Genomic DNA, 16,511 nt, shown 5'->3' with positions numbered 1-16,511 from the left:
GAAACGCCATAAGCATGGATTACTCGTCCAATTAAAAGTGATACACAGAGAATATGCACGATAATAAAATGCCCTTATAATAATTCAACTGATAAAATCAATAATAAAGTGATTGGTACATATTCAGAAAAATTAGCATGTACACGCATGGCTCTTAGTAATTCAGGGTTATCTCCTGTACCAACACCAACTTGTAATCTTTTTCTGATTTTTATCGTTTTAAACTTAAGAATAAGAATAATATTGCTAATAAGGCAACGTAAATTGGGGTGATCATCTCGATTCCTTTTTTTGTTTTTTTCTGTCAATGCAAGTACTTATAATTACTTTTTTTTCAATAACTGACAATGAATTCCACTTTAAAATTTCACCTAAAGTTCTAAAGCAACCAACACAGACGTCACTCTCATCCAAACAGCATTGCCGTATACAAGGTGATTCTATCTTTGAAGGTTTTTCATTATTCATGTTTAAAAGCCTATAAAAAAGGCCCCTCATGGAGCCTTAATAATTAAGCTAAATTGCTTTCTGTTTTTTTCACTTCATCTTTCATTAAAAAGCTCAACAAAACAGGAACCAATATCAGGGTAAAAATTGTAGAGACAATAAGGCCTCCAACAACAACAGCCCCTAGCCCACGATACAGTTCACTCCCTGCACCTGGCATTAATACCAGTGGTAACATACCGCCGACAGAGGTAAGCGTTGACATCATAATTGGCCTCACTCGGCTTTCAACAGATGAGCGTATTGCATGCTGACCGTTCATTCCACGTTCTTTTTGGTTATTTAATGCTTGGTGCACAATCAAAATAGCATTATTTACGACCACCCCAGCCAAAATTACAAAGCCAAGTAATGTGAGTACATCAAGGTTTTGAATTGGCGTATATCGGTCAAATACGCTGGCCCAATGCACAGCACTTAAGCCCATAAATCCACCTAATGTTGCCAGCGGTACCGTAACCAAAATAACCAGTGGATATTTCCAGTTTTGAAACAGGATTACCATTACCAAATAAACCACGAACATAGCTAAGAACATGCTCGAACTTGAAGTGCCAAATAAGCTGCCGTCACCTAACAGTGCATTTTTTAGATCCGCTAGTTTACCCGCACTGCCTGCCATATTTACATCAACAAACTGAGACATCGCACCTTGGCTTTTTAATTCGCTCACCATAGCATTCACAGAGTTAATTGCTTGCTCAAGCGGCATACCTGCTGGTGGCGTAAATTGCAAAGTAATCGCCCTTTGTCTAGCAACGTGTTTTATTTGATCCGCAGTCTGAGTTCGCTCTACTATTGCAATAGATTGAAGATCGATAATAGCGGTTCCAGGAGTGGCAATGGGTAACTGCATTAAAGATTCAATTGGATAATCTGATTGTTGAGCTTGCGTGACCACTTTGAGATCTTTTAGCTCTCCACCTATGGCAAAACTGTTCATTAGTATCACACCATCACCATTTGTTTGCACAGCTAAACCCAGATCTCTTCTGGTCATATTTAGTTCAGCCAAACGCTCATCTAGTGGTTTAATACTTAACTCAGGGGTCGGTAAAATGAAATTGGCAGGCTCAGGTATGGTTGCATAAGGACCATAAGTACCAATCAATCTAAACAACAAGGCTGTCGCGCTTTGTGTTATTTGCTCTAAGTCATCTCCTACCAAATCAATTTGGATGGCTGACCCCGTTGTGCCACCAGTGCTAAACAGAGGGAACTGAAAAGCAAAACCGATAACATCAGGTGCGTTTACACCCATCAAAGTTTGGTTAAGTAAATCAACTGAATCTACGGTTTTAATAGGGTCTTGTGGAATAAGGCCGTGCAATACTTGCCCACCCATTGCGACTAAAAAGTAATGATCAACTTTTGGGGCATCTATCATAGAGCCATCCATTAATTGAATGCTTGGCCTATCAGCTTCGGTTGCACGTTCACCTTGCCTAAAATATTGCTCAGCTTGATATTTATCTTCTGTTAGCTCCCAAGCAGGACGTAGCTTTTGCTCAATCCGATCGCCAATTTCTGATATTTGATCTAAGTTGTAGCCCGGTGGTGGCACCATAAAGCCAAATGCAAAATTTCGATTACCCTTAGGCAAGTAATCTAATGGCGGAATTAAAATTGTGATACCTGCAAGAGTGATAACGCCAAAGCTTGAAATTACAATTAACTTTCGTTTGGTCGTTTCCGTCAGATAAGTAAAGATAGCGCCAATTATATCAGGGAGTTTTGCCGCTTTAACCTCAACCGCTTTGAACCATTTAAAATTGATTTCTACTTGCTTAGACTCAGTACGCATTCTCAAAAAATAGCTGCCAGCGACCGGAATAACTAAGATTGATACAATAAAACTGATAAAAACCGCAGCCATAATAGCAAGAGATATATCTCTAAATAACTGACCCGCACTGTCACTAATAGTCAAGATAGGAATAAACACAACGAGCGTGGTCATGGTTGAGGCAAATACCGCCCCAGCAACTTCTTGGGTCCCATCGACACTCGCCTTAAGGGGTCTTTTACCCATTTCAAGGTGTCTAAATATATTTTCAATAACGACGATGGCGTTATCAACCACCATACCTACCGCGAAAGCCATACCTGCCAAAGAGACAATATTGATTGAGCGGCCAAGTGCAACCAAGACAACAACAGATGCAATAACAGAAATAGGAATAGCAATGGCTATTACGCCTATGGTTCTGAGTGAGCGTAAAAACAATAACAGTGTAAAAACGGCTAACATACCTCCAACGACAATATTGCTTTGTACAAGCCCAATCGCATTTTCTACATAAGTTGATGAATCCCATGTCAGAACCAGTTCAAATGTGCCGTTTATGCCGAGTTTTCTTGCATGCTGCTCAAGCATTCCGCCGGGTTTATTAAGTTCGGCCATTTCTGCTTTTAAGGCGTTCATGGCTTCCAGTAAGTTAGCACCGCGAGTTAACTGAAAATTAAAAAATGGCATTTTTACGCCACGAGCTCTAACCCAATCAGTCATGTCTTTATAATCAATGACTACCTCAGCTACATCACTGATATATACAGGGCCATTGTTATCTCTGCGTAATACGATGTTTTTCACTTCTGATAGATCACTGAAACGACCATGGGCTTTCACACGAATATCATTTTTTCCATCAGGAAGTCTGCCTCCTGAGTAACTTGTGTTGCTCAGTTGTATGGCATCAACAAGTTGACTGTATGTGACACCAAAGTTTGCCAATTTGACTGGGTCTACTCTAATTTGAAGTTCTTGCTCACGTGCGCCCATCATGCCGACTTTCGATATACCTTTGATGTTCTCAAGACGTGGCCTTAATCGCCTTTCCATAAAATCATACAATGTCGTATTGTCAAAGTTAGGATCTGTCGCGGCCAAGCCTACCCATGCGATGTAATCGACTGACATGGGATCAACCCCTTCAACAGTTGGTTGAGAGACACCCATCGGGTAAGCAGGTACTTCATTGAGTTTTTGTACCACTTCAGCCTGCGCTTTATTAATGTCAGTGCCAGTTTCAAATTCTAATCTAAGTTGTGCCGCTGAGTTTTGACTAATACTGGTTAACGAAACTAAACCCGTGACATCAGAAAGCACTTTCTCTTGTTCAATAACAACATCAGATTCAATTTCTTCCGGGCTGGCGTTTTCCCAAAATGTACGCACACTGACGACAACCGAGTCGACAGTTGGGGTCATTTGCACAGGGACTTTTGTGAATGCCAATATACCTGCAAGCACTGACAGAATAACGGCAACAACCACTGATATTGGTTGTTTAACCGCAGATTTAACTACATTCATAAATATCCCTTTTAGTTCACATTCTCTGAAACAGACTGTGAACTGACTTGCGTATCTGGTACAGCCACAACAGGTCCAGGCATTAGCCGCTCATTCCCCTCAGTCACCACTTTATCGCCATTGGCTAAGACGACACTGTCAATAGCAACCCAACCAGATCTATGAAACTTAACTTTTACAGGCACTGATTGCGCAGACTGGTTGTCTCCGTCAATATTCAACTTATAAACAAAATAACTACCACCACGTTGGATCAAGGCATCTTTTGGCACCATTAATGTTGATGATTTGACATTTGTAGGAAGCCAAGCACTGATTGACATACCGGGCATAAATCCAGGATGTTTAATTTCAGCAATGACTTTGAAGGTACGTGCTCTAGGGTCAATTTGATTGATTACTTTCACTTTATTTGAGGTCGCTAACGCACTGGCGCTTTGCAATGGGATCGATAACGCCTCACTATGCTTAAGGTGAGAAAGTCGTTCAGGTATATCAAGCCATGCCTCTAGTTTATCAAAAGAAGTGACTTTAAAAGCAGTATCGCCAGCAGATAACCATTGCCCTAGTTCAGCGTGACGTTCTACGACTTGCCCACTAAATGGTGCAACTAACTGCGTATCAGAGAGCTTTACTTCCGCAAGTGTTAGACTTGCCTTCACAGCATCCACGTTTTGTTTCGCTGCGAGCATATTCGCTTTCGTAGAATTAGCTTCTGCACGGCTTCTTTCAAGCTGCTGTTTAGACACCGCATTATTTTTTTGCGAAGTTAAATAGGCTTGATAGTCACTTTGTGCTCGTTCAAATTCGGCTTCAGCGGCTTTTAAGCTTTCTTTAGCTGCAGCATGTTCTGCTCGCAATTGTTCGACTTGCGCCATGAGACGTCTATCATCAACTTTTAGAAGTCGATCACCTTTTTCAACGTAATCGCCATCATTGACAAACACCTCAGTAACCAAACCTGATTCACTGATGGCAATATTAGATGTTTGATAGGCTTTTAGCGTTCCGACTACTCGGATCTGCTCTTGCTCTTCTTTTTCTACTACTTCGCTATATCGTACCACTTGTGCATGAGCGTTTGAGATAAACATTAATGATAAAAATAATAGCGAATTAGTCAGTCGTTTTTTTCGAATTAATAAGTTTGCCATTGAGGTTCCTTGTAAATACACCAGTTTTGGCAACTGAACTCAGTACTGCTATGCAATTTTAAATTACTATAAATAAAAGTAGCAAAAATGTGATTTGTACACTTGTACTAAGTATAGAATGAAATAGATTATTGGGTTTTTGGTGGGTTAATTTGATAATTGATTATCAAGCCTTTTTATTATTCTAATGAATGGTTGAAAAATCAACCTAATTTTTCCCTTGCTTTCTAATAATCTAAAGGTGTTAGAATATTAGAAACAAAAAGTTATGTATCTGATATGGATTATTTAAGTATCAACAAAGCATCATGGGATAAAAGAACAGATATTCACCTTGAGTCTTCATTTTATGATGTGCAATCTTTTATTAATGGTAAATGTAGCCTGAACCCGCTCGAAAAAGAATTACTTGGTTCAGTCGAGTCTCTAGATTTACTTCACTTACAATGTCACTTTGGCCAAGACACGCTTTCACTTACTCGACTGGGAGCAAAAACAACCGGTGTTGATTTATCAACTAAAGCAATTGATGCTGCAAAGCGGCTTTCCTCTGAGCTTTGCCTAGATGCCAACTTTATTTGTGATGATATAGTTCAATTTGGCGAAAAAAATGACAAACAATTTGACGTAGTTTATACATCTTACGGCGTCTTGTGTTGGTTACCTGACTTGAGTCAATGGGCAAAGACCATTTCAAATGCATTAAAAACTGGTGGTAAATTTGTATTGGTTGAGTTTCACCCATTCAATGACCTACTAGCAGGCTATGATTATTTCGAAAAGCAGTCTGCCGATGTTGAAAAAGAAGGCACTTATACTGAGAATTGCGATGGTAAAGAGTCTACCATTGTAACTTGGTCACACTCTGTTAGTGATGTGATCCAAGCCTTGATTAACGCTGGACTTGAAATAAAGCAATATACTGAGTCACCTTACTCCCCCTATGATTGTGAGCAAAATTTGCAGCATGTAGTCGATAAAGGGTTTGTCAAACACCATAAAGGTAAGTTGATCCCGCAAATTTTTGCCATACAGGCTATCAAAAAATAAGAATAAAAATGAAATTTGATATAAAAAACACAATCCAGAATTTAGGCCCTGGCATTTTAATGTCAACGGCTGCCGTTGGTGGTTCGCACTTAGTTGCTTCGACCCAAGCAGGCGCATTATTTGGCTGGCAGCTTTTCGCGTTCATTATCATAGTAAACATATTGAAATATCCATTTTTCAAGTTTGCTGTTGCATATACGGCCAAGACTAATAAAAGTTTAGTTGAAGGCTATAAAGAACATAACACAACATTATTTTACTTGTTCACTTTGCTTAATATCATCTCGGCGGTCGTTAACACTGCCGGGGTTCTATTGCTTACAGCACTTCTGTTGCAATACGTCATACCATTCCAAGTCAGTTTGACAACTTTATCCATAGGTATTTTATTTTCGTGCTTATTGCTTTTACTATTTGGGCACTACAAGGCACTTGATAAAGCAAGTAAGGTCATTATGGGGTTTCTGACCTTATCAACATTTGTCGCCTTTATTGTTGCTTTATCAAATGGCCAAGTACATCCTGAGCCTGCTACGCAGATTTCTCCTTTTTCAATGGCAATGCTTGGTTTTATGGTGGCACTAATGGGTTGGATGCCTGCGCCAATTGAAATTTCTGCGATAAATTCTCTTTGGATAAAAGCGAAAAACCGACACAAACACATAGATTTCAAACAAACACTTTTTGATTTCAAATTAGGTTATGGGCTAACTTTGCTACTTGCCTTGCTGTTTTTCTCTCTTGGAGTGCTGCTTCAATATGGTCAGGATAAACCGATTGAACTAGCTGGCGTTGCTTTTTCTAAACAACTCATTGATATGTATGCGCTTACGATTGGTGAATGGTCTCGTTGGTTAATTGCAACAGTGGCATTCTTATGTATGTTTGGTACCACCATAACTGTTTTAGATGGTTATAGTAGAACTCTAAACGAATCATACACCCTAGTAACCAAGTCACCTAAGAACCTAATGTGGATGATTTTGATTGCGCAAGCTGTTTTAGGTTTAATTGTTATTTTATTTTTCAAAGCGAATATCAAAGATATGCTGATGCTTGCTATGACTCTGTCTTTTTTAACGACCCCCTTCTTTGCATGGTTGAATTATCAATTGGTTAAGGGCGAAGTATTCCAGTCTGAGTCCACGTTTATAAAAATTCTAACTGGCTCAGGTTTTATGTTTTTAGTTGGTATCTCAGTATTATTTGTTTTTTGGAAAGTGTTTTAAATATGTGAGGGTGTAATGCCCTCACCGAGATTTTTGTTTTTCAAAAGATACTTTTTTATAAGCTCGAAAAGAAATCTTCTGATTTATGACGCACTGGTTTAGTACACATTACAGTGGGCGTGCCCAAATATAAATAACCCACTATTTCATCTTTGCTATCAAGCTCGAGTAACTCTTTTACCTTTTCACTTTGAGCAAAATAACCTGTTCTCCAAACGCCCGAAAGGCCTTGTGCAAAAGCGGCTTGTTGCATTGCAAACACACTACAAGCAGCGCTTTCAATTTGCTCTATTCTTGGCACTTTTGGATGCTCCATATAAGGGCTAACAGCAATGATAAGCATTGGCGCTCTTTGCGGCAGCTCTTTTGCCCTACTGACTGTTCTTTCGTCCTGCTGTTCAGCAACGGCAGCTTGATAATAAATTTCACCCAATTTATCGCGTCCATCTTCTTCGACTACAATAAATTTCCATGGCGCTATACCTCCATGGTCTGGCACTTTTAAGGCTGCTTTTTTAATTATTTCAAGTTGCTCAAAATTCGGACCAGGAAAAGACAAATTACTGTCTGATTGCCTTGTTGTAAGAAGCTCTAATGCATCCATGATAATTCTCTTTAGTAAACATGCTACTAGAATAACAAGAAATCAGACTTATTCGCATCCCCTGATTAACGATATCTTTTAAATATCCAATAATCTAAACTGACAAACCGGCCTCCACCTGTAAATAGCAAACTTAATAACATTGCTAAATAAATGGCTGCGAATTCGATTCCATTATTTAATATCGCAATAGAGCCTTTTTCGAGCAGGTAACTTGGAAAGCCGTGCATCTCTATTATTTCATTTATTTTAGAAAGCCTTTGCGATACTTCATTAGAATTTTCTAAACTTAGCTGCGCAGCTTCAATATTGAACCAACTTAAAACTTTTGCAGGACTAGAGTCACCTGAGCTTGGCGCGATGGCAAACCATCCGTTATGCCAATGTACACATGTAATAGCAACAAGCATAGTGAAGATCAATGGGATTGAAATTAAGCGCGTTAACAAACCAAGTAATAACAGCCAGCCCCCCAGAAACTCAGTCCATCCAGCTAAAAAAGCAAGTAACTCAGGAAAAGGTAACCCTAATCCCCACTCTGAATTACCAAACCACGTCACCACATTTTCATCAGCGAGTAAACGAGATAGTAAAGATACATCTGTATTACCCAGATTTAATTTATTGAAGCCAGCAATGATCATTGTGGGCGCGAGTATGAGCCTAAATAATAAGGGTGATATAAAGTCTATTGAAGCTAACTTGGACTTGATGGTTTTTACATAATTAGAATCTTTAAATTGCATGTCAATTCTCTTTGCTTTTTCTATAAGACCCAACTAAAGAATATTAAATTTCTATTTTTTAAAATAAATACTCCTTAATTTTGTCGTCAAGTAATTTACTGTCTAAAGGTTTAGTCAGAACGTCGTTTATACCCGCCTCTAGACATTTTTCTTTATCTTGTAATCCAGCATTGGCTGTCAAGGCAATAATTGGAAGTTCATTTAAATACAGCTCTTGCCTGATTGCCTTTGCAGCTGTTACACCATCCATCACTGGCATCACCATATCCATCAAGACTAAATCAAATTTATCATTTGTAAGTACAGTAAGGGCTTCTTGTCCGTCATTGACTATGGTGACTTGGTAATCTCTCTTTTCGAGAATCGCTTTGATTACAAACTGGTTTGCAATATTATCTTCTGCAACGAGCACTTTTAGTGACATTTTAGGTATGTTTGTGAACTCATCATATTCATTTTTTTCATCAGCTAACTCAATTGAAGTGTATGGCACTCTGATAATAAACTCTGTACCTTCTCCCACTGTTGAGCAACAAGTTATACTTCCTCCCATTAGGTTCAATAATCTACGCGTTATACTTAAGCCCAGTCCAACACCCTGCTGCCGCCCTTTTTGTCTAGAGTGAAATTGCGTAAAGGGCTCGAACAGTTTTGAGATGTCTTCTTCGCTTATTCCTATACCTGTATCAATAACTCTGAAGAGTATTTGATTGTCACTCTTATTAAGATAGAGTTTAACGCTACCTTTACGAGTAAACTTAAATGCATTGCTTAGTAGATTGAGCAGAATTTGCGATAACCTGACACCATCGCAGTTTATTCTCTGTGGTACACTTTTATCGATGGTGCACTCAAATTCGATACCATGTTTGATAGCCTGAGTTTCAAACTGTTTAACTAAATTCTTAGTTAAATTTATTAGATTTGTGTCTGCTAGTTCGAGTTTTAGGGTACCTGATTCTATTTTGGCAAAGTCTAACGTGTCTGAGATCACACCCTGTAATAACCTTGTACTACTGCGCATGTAATCAATTAACTCATGTTGTTTTGAACTCGGGTTTGTATCTTCAAGAAGCTCAAGCATACCTAGAATGGCATTCATAGGCGTCCTAATTTCATGAGACATAACAGCCAAAAAATCTGACTTTGCGGCATTGGCTTTTTCAGCACGCTCTTTTTCTTTTTGTAAATCTATTTCGCGCTGTTTGGCATAACTGATGTCTCTACCTATGCCCATATAACCAATAAACTCACCTTCTTCATCAAATTGCGCTTTACCACTAATACTTATCCAAAAAGTCTTGCCGTCAGACGATTTAGCTTCATATTCAAAGTTGTGTATTTCTTGATGGTTATTGACGAAATTAAGAAACATGCCCCATTTCTTTTGCTGTTTTTGTTCATCGTATGAACGAATTTCAATGGGCGTTTTTCCAATAAAGTGTTGATATGTATGAGCTTGAAACTCATCTTCAGCACTCGATATATATTCATACCTAAGTTGGTTATCTGTTTCCCAAAACCAATCAGACGCGAGCTCTGCAAATGCTTGGAATCGTGCCTGACTGACAGTTAATGCTGCCGTTTTTTCATTTAGTAATCGTGTTGTGCGCTCTATATAATCCAATTTTAAAAATGTATGACGAAATATAGGTAAAAGTGAATGAATAAGCGTCATTTCTTTCGGTGTCAATAAAGCCCGACTTTTGTAATAGCAAATAATAAAACCATTTGCTTCATTAACTTTTGTGTAAACAAGAAATGCCTTTAAATCGAGTTGATTTGGTTTTGAGAAAGTGACATTTGATAGTGAAACAGGAAGCGCATCAACGTTTTTATCAATTAAAGAGTGTGTTTGTAAGTCATGCCATAATTCATCAAGATCATTGAAATCAACAACTCTAAATTCACTTGTCGAAGCTAACTCATAAAACCCATTAACCTCATTTATAAAAGCTGAAATATGATAAACATTGATATAATCATTCAATCCAATTTTAAGACGTAAGAGGGCTTCACTATGATTTTTTGAGTTATTAATACTATCTATGAACTCAAGTGCTTTTGACGATAAAACACTCTCCATGTACTTTCCTTCATACCTTAACTTGATACTTCTAATTTAGACCAATTACCAGAATAACTCAGCTTTTTCATCTCTGATAACTTCAATGGTTACTAGCACTAAACTAGTAATCTTCATAATTAATAACTTATTTGCAATGCAAAATGCGAAAGTTACAGAAATTCAACTATAGTTTAACCTGATTCACACAATTATGTTGGCCTAGTTATTGATTAGTATAACTGGAGTTAGAAGGAGGCAGTTATGAGAATCGTGTGTATTGGTGGTGGTCATGGTTTATCAACCGTGTTAGAAGCCTTGAATTCTGGAAATCATCATTTAAGTGCAATTATTGCGACCACTGATAATGGGGGCAGCACAGGACGGCTTAGAGCTGATAAAAGACTGGTTGCGCTAGGCGACATAAGACGTTGCATTGACTCTCTTGCCAATAAGAACCATCTCATGTCTGTGCTATCACAACATCGTTTTGGTTTCGAACATGATGTTAAGGGACATAGCGTTGGTAATCTAATACTAAGTGCCTTGTGTGAACTTACTCAAAGCCCTAGCGAAGCAATACAAGAATACGCAAGATTACTAAACGTAGACCATGCTATTTATCCAATGAGCGAATCTCCAGTCGATTTAATCGCAACCGCAAAAAATGGTACTCGTATCGAAGGAGAGTGTGAAGTTGATGCATTAAGTGATTTGCCTCAAGCACTTTACCTAAGTGATAAAACTATTTCTGCAGTCCCCGAAGCTGTCCGTGATATCTACAATGCTGACATGATTTTAATTGGCCCAGGCAGTGCCTTAACAAGTGTTACCCCTCCTCTGCTGGTCAATGATATTAAAAACGCATTGTTGAACACCTCTGCATGCCGTGTTTTTATCGAAAATGTTTGTAAAGAAAACAGTGTAATGTCGAGTATTTCCCCGTGCGAACATGCCGCTTGGCTCGCTGACTTAATTGGTTATAAGTTTTTTGATTTATGCTTAAGTGTCGATGCTCTCGGCGCGATGGACACCAGAGTTGATTTTAATAACTTAAATAAAGAATCAATAAATACTCATAATAAACAACAGCTTAAGTTTGTGATCGAGAGCATGATTGCGCATCCTAAAAAAGTGAAGTTACCCTCTCTAATACATTAGTCATTACTAAGCAAAGTGTGTTTGCTAAATAACTTAATTCAGTTTAGGTAACGAAGTTAGAGTTTTTTTATGAACTTCACTGAGTAGTGAAATTTTAGACTCTATATTTACTAATTCTGGACTGCTTTTTGCTGCAGTCTCTATGTCAGCAGCAATGTCCGCTAGTTGGTCTGCACCGTAAGAGCGAGCACAGCTTTTTAAACTATGTGCAATTCGTTCAATATCGTTTTGTTCGACTGAATTTGCAGTAAGTTGCTCTACCAGCTTAGTACTTTCAGTAAGGAAAACTTGCATCAACTGAGCTAAAACGTCGACACCTACATCATCTTTTAATTGTTGTATGGTAATTGGGTTAAACATATATACGCTCCAAATGAGGTGACTATGAAATCAGTAAAGACCATTCTTTTCTTAGATTCAAGCCTTTATGGAGGTATTGAAACACATATAGTGCAATTAGTAAGGCTTTTAAAAAACCACAACCTTCTTGTTGAAGTCTTGTTTTATCAAGACCATGGCAATTTACAACTCTATCGCAATTTAGATGATGCCCGATGCAATTATACATTTCTAGACGGTAAAGTTGCCTCATTATATAAACTTTTAAAAACACAAGATGCGCCTTTCAATCTTCATACCCACGGTTATAAAGCCGGTATTATCGGGCGTTTAACCTGTAAGTTGTTAAATGCTCGTTGTATCTCAACATACCATGCAGGTGAAGCAGGTACTGGCTTAGTCTATTTTTATAATTATATAGATAAACTCACCAGTTTCTTTTCTAAAAACTTTGTTGTGTCTGATAGATTATTATCACAAGTGCACAATGCTGAAGTACTAGACAATTTTGTTGATATAACAATCTCAATGTCGTTCGAAGATAGTGAAAAATTAAGAGTCGGTTTTGTTGGCAGGCTGTCTCACGAAAAAGGTCCTGATAATTTTGTGGAGCTTGCTCGAAGACTAGATAAAAACCAGAGCATAAGTTTTAATGTGTTTGGTGATGGCCCTATGGCACCTGATTTACAATCATCTAAGCCCGCCAATATTCAATTTCATGGCCACCAAGCTAGCTCTGATTTTTGGGAGAAAATCGATGTACTTGTTATCAGCTCCCGAGCAGAAGGTTTACCTATGGTACTATTAGAAGCGATGGCTAGATCTAAATGTGTGATTAGTTTCGATGTCGGTGCTGTATCCAAAGTCATTTCTCACAATACCAATGGGTTTATATGCAGTAGCAATTGTATAGATGAATTAAGCGATATCCTTGTTAGTTGGTCTAATTCAGACAAAGATATGAAGAAAAAAATAACTCAAAATGCATTTCAAACGATCCAGCAAAATTTCAGCGGGTCAAAACAGTTTGAACAATTAACGCGCGTATACTTTGGTTAGTTTATATTTGCTTATTCAATTTAAAACCTAGTTTAATAGATAAGCTTCAATTTTCTTTGCTTTTTCTGAAAAGTAATTGGCTTTCTCACTTGCACCAACTGAGCCGTAATAATTCGCTGCAATTTTATAACACTGCGCTGTTTTAGCCCCGTTTTCTTGTTCAGAAAAGAAACGTAACATTTCCCTTAACACTGTTTGTAGTTTAGGGTGTTTATTATCAGAAAGTAATTTCAGATATCGTAAGCCTACGTAAGTTAATATTTCTATATTTACGAGTTTATTCTCTTCGTATTGCGTGTAAAGAAAAGTGAAATCGTTATCTAAATTGTTTGGTGAATCACTATTTGAAGTTTGATTATCTAGCTCAAGTTCTTGTTGCAACCAATTTGCATATATCTTTTGTTCTTCTGTTTTAAAATATCCCTTATTTGATTTTAATAATTCTAGCGCTTGTTCATATTGTCCAAGGTGTTTTAGTACTGTTATTTGCAAAATATTGAATTCTTCAGTGAACTCTGGAATTTCGTGTGCTAGAAGCTTTTTTGCTGAACTTAACTTTTCTAGAGACTGCGATTTCTTACCTTGTTGACTGAATACTAACGCCTGCCTTGTCAGAATAAACAATTGCAACCTTAAGTTGTTTCTTTTTAATGAGAATTCATACGACAGCTTATAGTGTTTTAATGCTTTTGATAACTCATGATTAACTCGGTTTCTTTCTGCAAGTTGATACCAAGTTAATGCTAGTTTATTCACTTCATTATTTACTTTTTTTTCGTTAGTCACTTGAGAACATGCAACTATGAAAATAAGTAATATAGTAATTACTATTGTATGTCTCATTGAACCTCTACCGTAAGCGAATTATCAAGCTCTTTAATCCCACGTTTTAAAATTGGATTGTTATTTAATGCTTGTAATGTTTTTTCAAGCTCAGACAGTACTTGTTGGCTTTGATAAATTGTCATCATCAATTGTGCTCTTTCTGTATGTACCTCAGATAGCATACCTTTAACCAAGTCTAAGTTTTGATTAATGTTCCCCAAAACCAATGGCAGCTGATTATTTGTAACTCTGCTGACTAGTTCATCTGGCGATTTATAGTTGCTAATAACGGACTCAGAAGTGATCAATAATTTATCGACTCTAACTAGAGATTCATTTAATTTCTCAGCAATAATAGGGAGTGTTTTTAACCACGTTTCTGTTTGCTCAATGGTTTGATCTGCTTTAGTTACGATGCCGCTTTTTTCAATCGAGTCTGTTATCCGTAATAACTGCTCACTTATTTTTGCTACTCGGTCAAGTGCTCTAAATAAAGACCCTGCGTTTGGGTTATCTTCTTTTTGAAGATTTGTAAGCAGCGAATTTATATTTTCAAGAATAGAATCAAGGTCGTCTTTGGGTAATATCGCCCCATGTGAAGCTTCAAGGGCTTTTGCGGCATCACTGCTTGCATGAAGTATTAGCGACCCTTCTCTTATTTCTGGCACATCTTTCTTATTGTAAGAGAACTCAGGCGTATAAAGTGTGAACGAGTAAACCTCGTCAAATATCGGGTGCTGCTCGCTTTTTAAAATAGAATGCTTTGTTAATAGTGGAAAGTATTTTGATAAGATCCAAAACTCAGCTCTGATCTTTTTTGTTTCGAAATTAAAGTCGTATGATTCAACCCGGCCTATTTCTATACCCTTAAAATAAATTAGAGGCATAGATTTTAAACCAAGCGCATCATCAAGCTCAGTATAAAATTGTTTTTTATCTGCAAAAGTATAATTTGAACTCAATACAGAAATAATCGTAATAGCTAGAAACAAAACACCTATTGATACAAACACAAACACTGATTTATGCTCTTTCGCTAAGTTATGCTGCATAACAAGAACCCGATTTAAGCTGATAAACTGAGTCAGCAAGAGTTGAAATAACCCGTCTATTAGAAAATAGGATCTGAGTTACTCCTGAACTATTTAAGTTTTTTATCAGATTTATTTCATAGTCCGCCCAATGACTGTCGACTTCACAGATTGGTGAATCCCATACAATAACTTTAGGTTGAAGTATGGTTGCCCTAATTACACCTACCAGTGATGCAATTCCAATCGATAAATGATCGGTTCTCAGCTCTAATTGATTTTGTAGCCCTATTTCTTCACATTTAGATTCAATGATTTTAAGTTTATCTTGGTAGCTTAAATCGTTACAAAATTGATTAAGTGGTAAAAGTAAATTCTCTTTTAAAGTCAGGTTTGAGATTAGTGCTGGCAGTTGAAAAATAGCACCGGTTTCTTTTTTATAGCTGTAATACTGCGATTTATCCATATCTGGTAAACACACATTGTTATATACAACACAGCCATTCTGGGGTCTAACAATGTCACATATCATACTAAATAGTAGCGACTTACCAGAGCCCGATACACCTTTGATTACACAACATCCTCCAGATTGAACTTCTAAATTCAAGTCATTAAAAATATCTCGTCCTTGCAGTTTATGATGTATTTTTCGTAATGAAAGGTTCATGACACACCTAAGTCAATTAATAGGGTCGAACTCAAAACTAAATGGACTATACAAATTATAGTTAAACTTTGACCAACTGCTTTTATATTCCTTTGCGGCACTTCTGTTATTGCCTTATTGACTTTTAAACCGTGAAAACATGAAATTAGTGCAACTAACAACCCACATAAAACAACCTTAGCAATCATTATGATCAAATCTACAAGCGTTAGTTGATTTAAAAGTTCACTTATAAAACGTACCAAAGGCATATGATTAAACAGTGACACAGTAAGAAAACTACTCAAGGTGCCAGCTAACACAAAATAGCTCATCAATAAAATAACTGAAAAAAACATACCCAACACTCTGGGGACAACAAGATATGAAATGAGTGAAATCCCCATTGCATTGAGTGCATCCATTTCTTTTGCCACAACCATATTGCCAAGCTCCGTAGTGATTGCGGTGCCTGAGCGTGCCAAAACAATAAAGCAAACAATAAATGGGCCGCCATCACGGACAATACTGACTATCAGTATGTCGTATATCAATGCTTGTTGGCCTATAGAGGTGAGGATTGGGTACCCTTGCGCTATGATTAAAACGCTCAATACAAAAGAGATCGTAAAAATGAGAGACAAGGCTTCAAGGCCTGTAAATCTGATCTGTTTAAATAACACTTCTGCGCTGATTGATTTATGACTGTGAAAATCAAAGCAATCAGCAATGACATAATAGGAAAATGGAATAAACCCTAATCTGAGCATCCCCCC

The 16,511-nt window shown here is 37.5% G+C and carries 16 protein-coding genes; 4 read left to right on the top strand and 12 right to left on the bottom strand.

Translation table 11 applies throughout. The features are described from left to right. Window positions 1-74: 74 nt before the first annotated feature. The 4 genes from ACGHEH_RS09870 to ACGHEH_RS09855 are packed head-to-tail and all read right to left on the bottom strand — an operon-like array spanning window position 75 to window position 4,977. Window positions 75-308: an MAPEG family protein gene (locus ACGHEH_RS09870; RefSeq protein WP_390444632.1), complete on the bottom strand. Its 234-nt coding sequence runs from the start codon at window positions 306-308 to the stop codon at window positions 75-77. Then, a complete protein-coding gene (locus ACGHEH_RS09865) occupies window positions 274-468 on the bottom strand; it encodes a DUF1289 domain-containing protein (RefSeq protein ID WP_390444630.1) in 195 nt (64 codons plus the stop codon). Before ACGHEH_RS09865 ends, ACGHEH_RS09870 begins: the two co-directional genes overlap by 35 nt. Before the next feature lie 43 nt (window positions 469-511). After that, the gene (locus ACGHEH_RS09860) at window positions 512-3,823 is read right to left on the bottom strand and encodes an efflux RND transporter permease subunit (RefSeq protein WP_390444628.1); all 3,312 of its coding nucleotides are present in this window, start codon (window positions 3,821-3,823) and stop codon (window positions 512-514) included. 11 nt (window positions 3,824-3,834) lie between these two features. Then, the gene (locus tag ACGHEH_RS09855) at window positions 3,835-4,977 is read right to left on the bottom strand and encodes an efflux RND transporter periplasmic adaptor subunit (RefSeq protein WP_390444626.1); all 1,143 of its coding nucleotides are present in this window, start codon (window positions 4,975-4,977) and stop codon (window positions 3,835-3,837) included. 279 nt (window positions 4,978-5,256) lie between these two features. Here ACGHEH_RS09855 and ACGHEH_RS09850 point away from each other — a divergent pair, with 279 nt between their 5' ends. Then, on the top strand, window positions 5,257-6,027 hold the full coding sequence (locus ACGHEH_RS09850; RefSeq protein WP_390444624.1) for a class I SAM-dependent methyltransferase: 771 nt from the start codon (window positions 5,257-5,259) through the stop codon (window positions 6,025-6,027). Window positions 6,028-6,035: 8 nt separating this feature from the next. After that, window positions 6,036-7,256, top strand: coding sequence for an NRAMP family divalent metal transporter (locus tag ACGHEH_RS09845; protein WP_390444622.1), 1,221 nt, complete (start codon window positions 6,036-6,038; stop codon window positions 7,254-7,256). Between the two features lie 55 nt (window positions 7,257-7,311). On the opposite strand, the gene ACGHEH_RS09840 is transcribed toward ACGHEH_RS09845, so the two are convergent. From ACGHEH_RS09840 to ACGHEH_RS09830, 3 genes are all read right to left on the bottom strand, one after another. Beyond that, the gene (locus ACGHEH_RS09840; RefSeq protein WP_390444619.1) at window positions 7,312-7,860 is read right to left on the bottom strand and encodes an NAD(P)H nitroreductase; all 549 of its coding nucleotides are present in this window, start codon (window positions 7,858-7,860) and stop codon (window positions 7,312-7,314) included. Between the two features lie 65 nt (window positions 7,861-7,925). Then, the gene (locus ACGHEH_RS09835; RefSeq protein WP_390444617.1) at window positions 7,926-8,606 is read right to left on the bottom strand and encodes a DoxX family protein; all 681 of its coding nucleotides are present in this window, start codon (window positions 8,604-8,606) and stop codon (window positions 7,926-7,928) included. A 58-nt stretch (window positions 8,607-8,664) separates the two neighbouring features. Beyond that, window positions 8,665-10,692 carry an ATP-binding protein gene (locus ACGHEH_RS09830; protein ID WP_390444614.1) on the bottom strand — a complete coding sequence of 676 codons (2,028 nt, stop codon included), beginning with the start codon at window positions 10,690-10,692 and terminating at the stop codon, window positions 8,665-8,667. 243 nt (window positions 10,693-10,935) lie between these two features. Between ACGHEH_RS09830 and yvcK the strand changes: the two genes are divergently transcribed. Beyond that, a complete protein-coding gene (gene yvcK / locus ACGHEH_RS09825) occupies window positions 10,936-11,832 on the top strand; it encodes a uridine diphosphate-N-acetylglucosamine-binding protein YvcK (RefSeq protein ID WP_390444611.1) in 897 nt (298 codons plus the stop codon). A 33-nt stretch (window positions 11,833-11,865) separates the two neighbouring features. Here yvcK and ACGHEH_RS09820 read toward each other — a convergent pair whose 3' ends face one another. Further along, entirely contained in the window at window positions 11,866-12,192 is a 327-nt protein-coding gene (locus ACGHEH_RS09820) for an Hpt domain-containing protein (RefSeq protein WP_390444608.1), read from the bottom strand. Between the two features lie 24 nt (window positions 12,193-12,216). Between ACGHEH_RS09820 and ACGHEH_RS09815 the strand changes: the two genes are divergently transcribed. Further along, on the top strand, window positions 12,217-13,230 hold the full coding sequence (locus ACGHEH_RS09815; RefSeq protein ID WP_390444605.1) for a glycosyltransferase family 4 protein: 1,014 nt from the start codon (window positions 12,217-12,219) through the stop codon (window positions 13,228-13,230). Between the two features lie 27 nt (window positions 13,231-13,257). Here the strand turns inward: ACGHEH_RS09815 and ACGHEH_RS09810 are convergent, their stop codons facing one another. Genes ACGHEH_RS09810 through ACGHEH_RS09795 form a run of 4 tightly spaced genes read right to left on the bottom strand, consistent with a single transcriptional unit; the run spans window position 13,258 to window position 16,505 of the window. After that, a complete protein-coding gene (locus tag ACGHEH_RS09810; RefSeq protein WP_390444603.1) occupies window positions 13,258-14,073 on the bottom strand; it encodes a hypothetical protein in 816 nt (271 codons plus the stop codon). Continuing rightward, a complete protein-coding gene (locus ACGHEH_RS09805) occupies window positions 14,070-15,107 on the bottom strand; it encodes an MlaD family protein (RefSeq protein WP_390444601.1) in 1,038 nt (345 codons plus the stop codon). The genes ACGHEH_RS09810 and ACGHEH_RS09805 overlap by 4 nt, the downstream gene beginning before the upstream one ends. Then, a complete protein-coding gene (locus tag ACGHEH_RS09800; RefSeq protein ID WP_390444599.1) occupies window positions 15,097-15,756 on the bottom strand; it encodes an ATP-binding cassette domain-containing protein in 660 nt (219 codons plus the stop codon). The genes ACGHEH_RS09805 and ACGHEH_RS09800 overlap by 11 nt, the downstream gene beginning before the upstream one ends. Beyond that, on the bottom strand, window positions 15,753-16,505 hold the full coding sequence (locus ACGHEH_RS09795; RefSeq protein ID WP_349286613.1) for an ABC transporter permease: 753 nt from the start codon (window positions 16,503-16,505) through the stop codon (window positions 15,753-15,755). Before ACGHEH_RS09795 ends, ACGHEH_RS09800 begins: the two co-directional genes overlap by 4 nt. Between the last annotated feature and the right edge of the window lie 6 nt (window positions 16,506-16,511).

Source organism: Pseudoalteromonas sp. MTN2-4, assembly GCF_042848605.1.
GTDB lineage: Bacteria > Pseudomonadota > Gammaproteobacteria > Enterobacterales > Alteromonadaceae > Pseudoalteromonas.
Note: the sequence above shows the minus strand (reverse complement) of the source record. Positions and strands in the feature narration are given on the sequence as shown.

Excerpts from the sequence above, each read along its gene's own strand:
- ACGHEH_RS09865 (WP_390444630.1), bottom strand. The coding sequence starts at position 468 with ATGAATAATGAAAAACCTTCAAAGATAGAATCACCTTGTATACGGCAA.
- ACGHEH_RS09860 (WP_390444628.1), bottom strand. The coding sequence starts at position 3,823 with ATGAATGTAGTTAAATCTGCGGTTAAACAACCAATATCAGTGGTTGTT.
- ACGHEH_RS09855 (WP_390444626.1), bottom strand. The coding sequence starts at position 4,977 with ATGGCAAACTTATTAATTCGAAAAAAACGACTGACTAATTCGCTATTA.
- ACGHEH_RS09850 (WP_390444624.1), top strand. The coding sequence starts at position 5,257 with ATGGATTATTTAAGTATCAACAAAGCATCATGGGATAAAAGAACAGAT.
- ACGHEH_RS09845 (WP_390444622.1), top strand. The coding sequence starts at position 6,036 with ATGAAATTTGATATAAAAAACACAATCCAGAATTTAGGCCCTGGCATT.
- ACGHEH_RS09840 (WP_390444619.1), bottom strand. The coding sequence starts at position 7,860 with ATGGATGCATTAGAGCTTCTTACAACAAGGCAATCAGACAGTAATTTG.
- ACGHEH_RS09835 (WP_390444617.1), bottom strand. The coding sequence starts at position 8,606 with ATGCAATTTAAAGATTCTAATTATGTAAAAACCATCAAGTCCAAGTTA.
- ACGHEH_RS09830 (WP_390444614.1), bottom strand. The coding sequence starts at position 10,692 with ATGGAGAGTGTTTTATCGTCAAAAGCACTTGAGTTCATAGATAGTATT.
- yvcK (WP_390444611.1), top strand. The coding sequence starts at position 10,936 with ATGAGAATCGTGTGTATTGGTGGTGGTCATGGTTTATCAACCGTGTTA.
- ACGHEH_RS09820 (WP_390444608.1), bottom strand. The coding sequence starts at position 12,192 with ATGTTTAACCCAATTACCATACAACAATTAAAAGATGATGTAGGTGTC.
- ACGHEH_RS09815 (WP_390444605.1), top strand. The coding sequence starts at position 12,217 with ATGAAATCAGTAAAGACCATTCTTTTCTTAGATTCAAGCCTTTATGGA.
- ACGHEH_RS09810 (WP_390444603.1), bottom strand. The coding sequence starts at position 14,073 with ATGAGACATACAATAGTAATTACTATATTACTTATTTTCATAGTTGCA.
- ACGHEH_RS09805 (WP_390444601.1), bottom strand. The coding sequence starts at position 15,107 with ATGCAGCATAACTTAGCGAAAGAGCATAAATCAGTGTTTGTGTTTGTA.
- ACGHEH_RS09800 (WP_390444599.1), bottom strand. The coding sequence starts at position 15,756 with ATGAACCTTTCATTACGAAAAATACATCATAAACTGCAAGGACGAGAT.
- ACGHEH_RS09795 (WP_349286613.1), bottom strand. The coding sequence starts at position 16,505 with ATGCTCAGATTAGGGTTTATTCCATTTTCCTATTATGTCATTGCTGAT.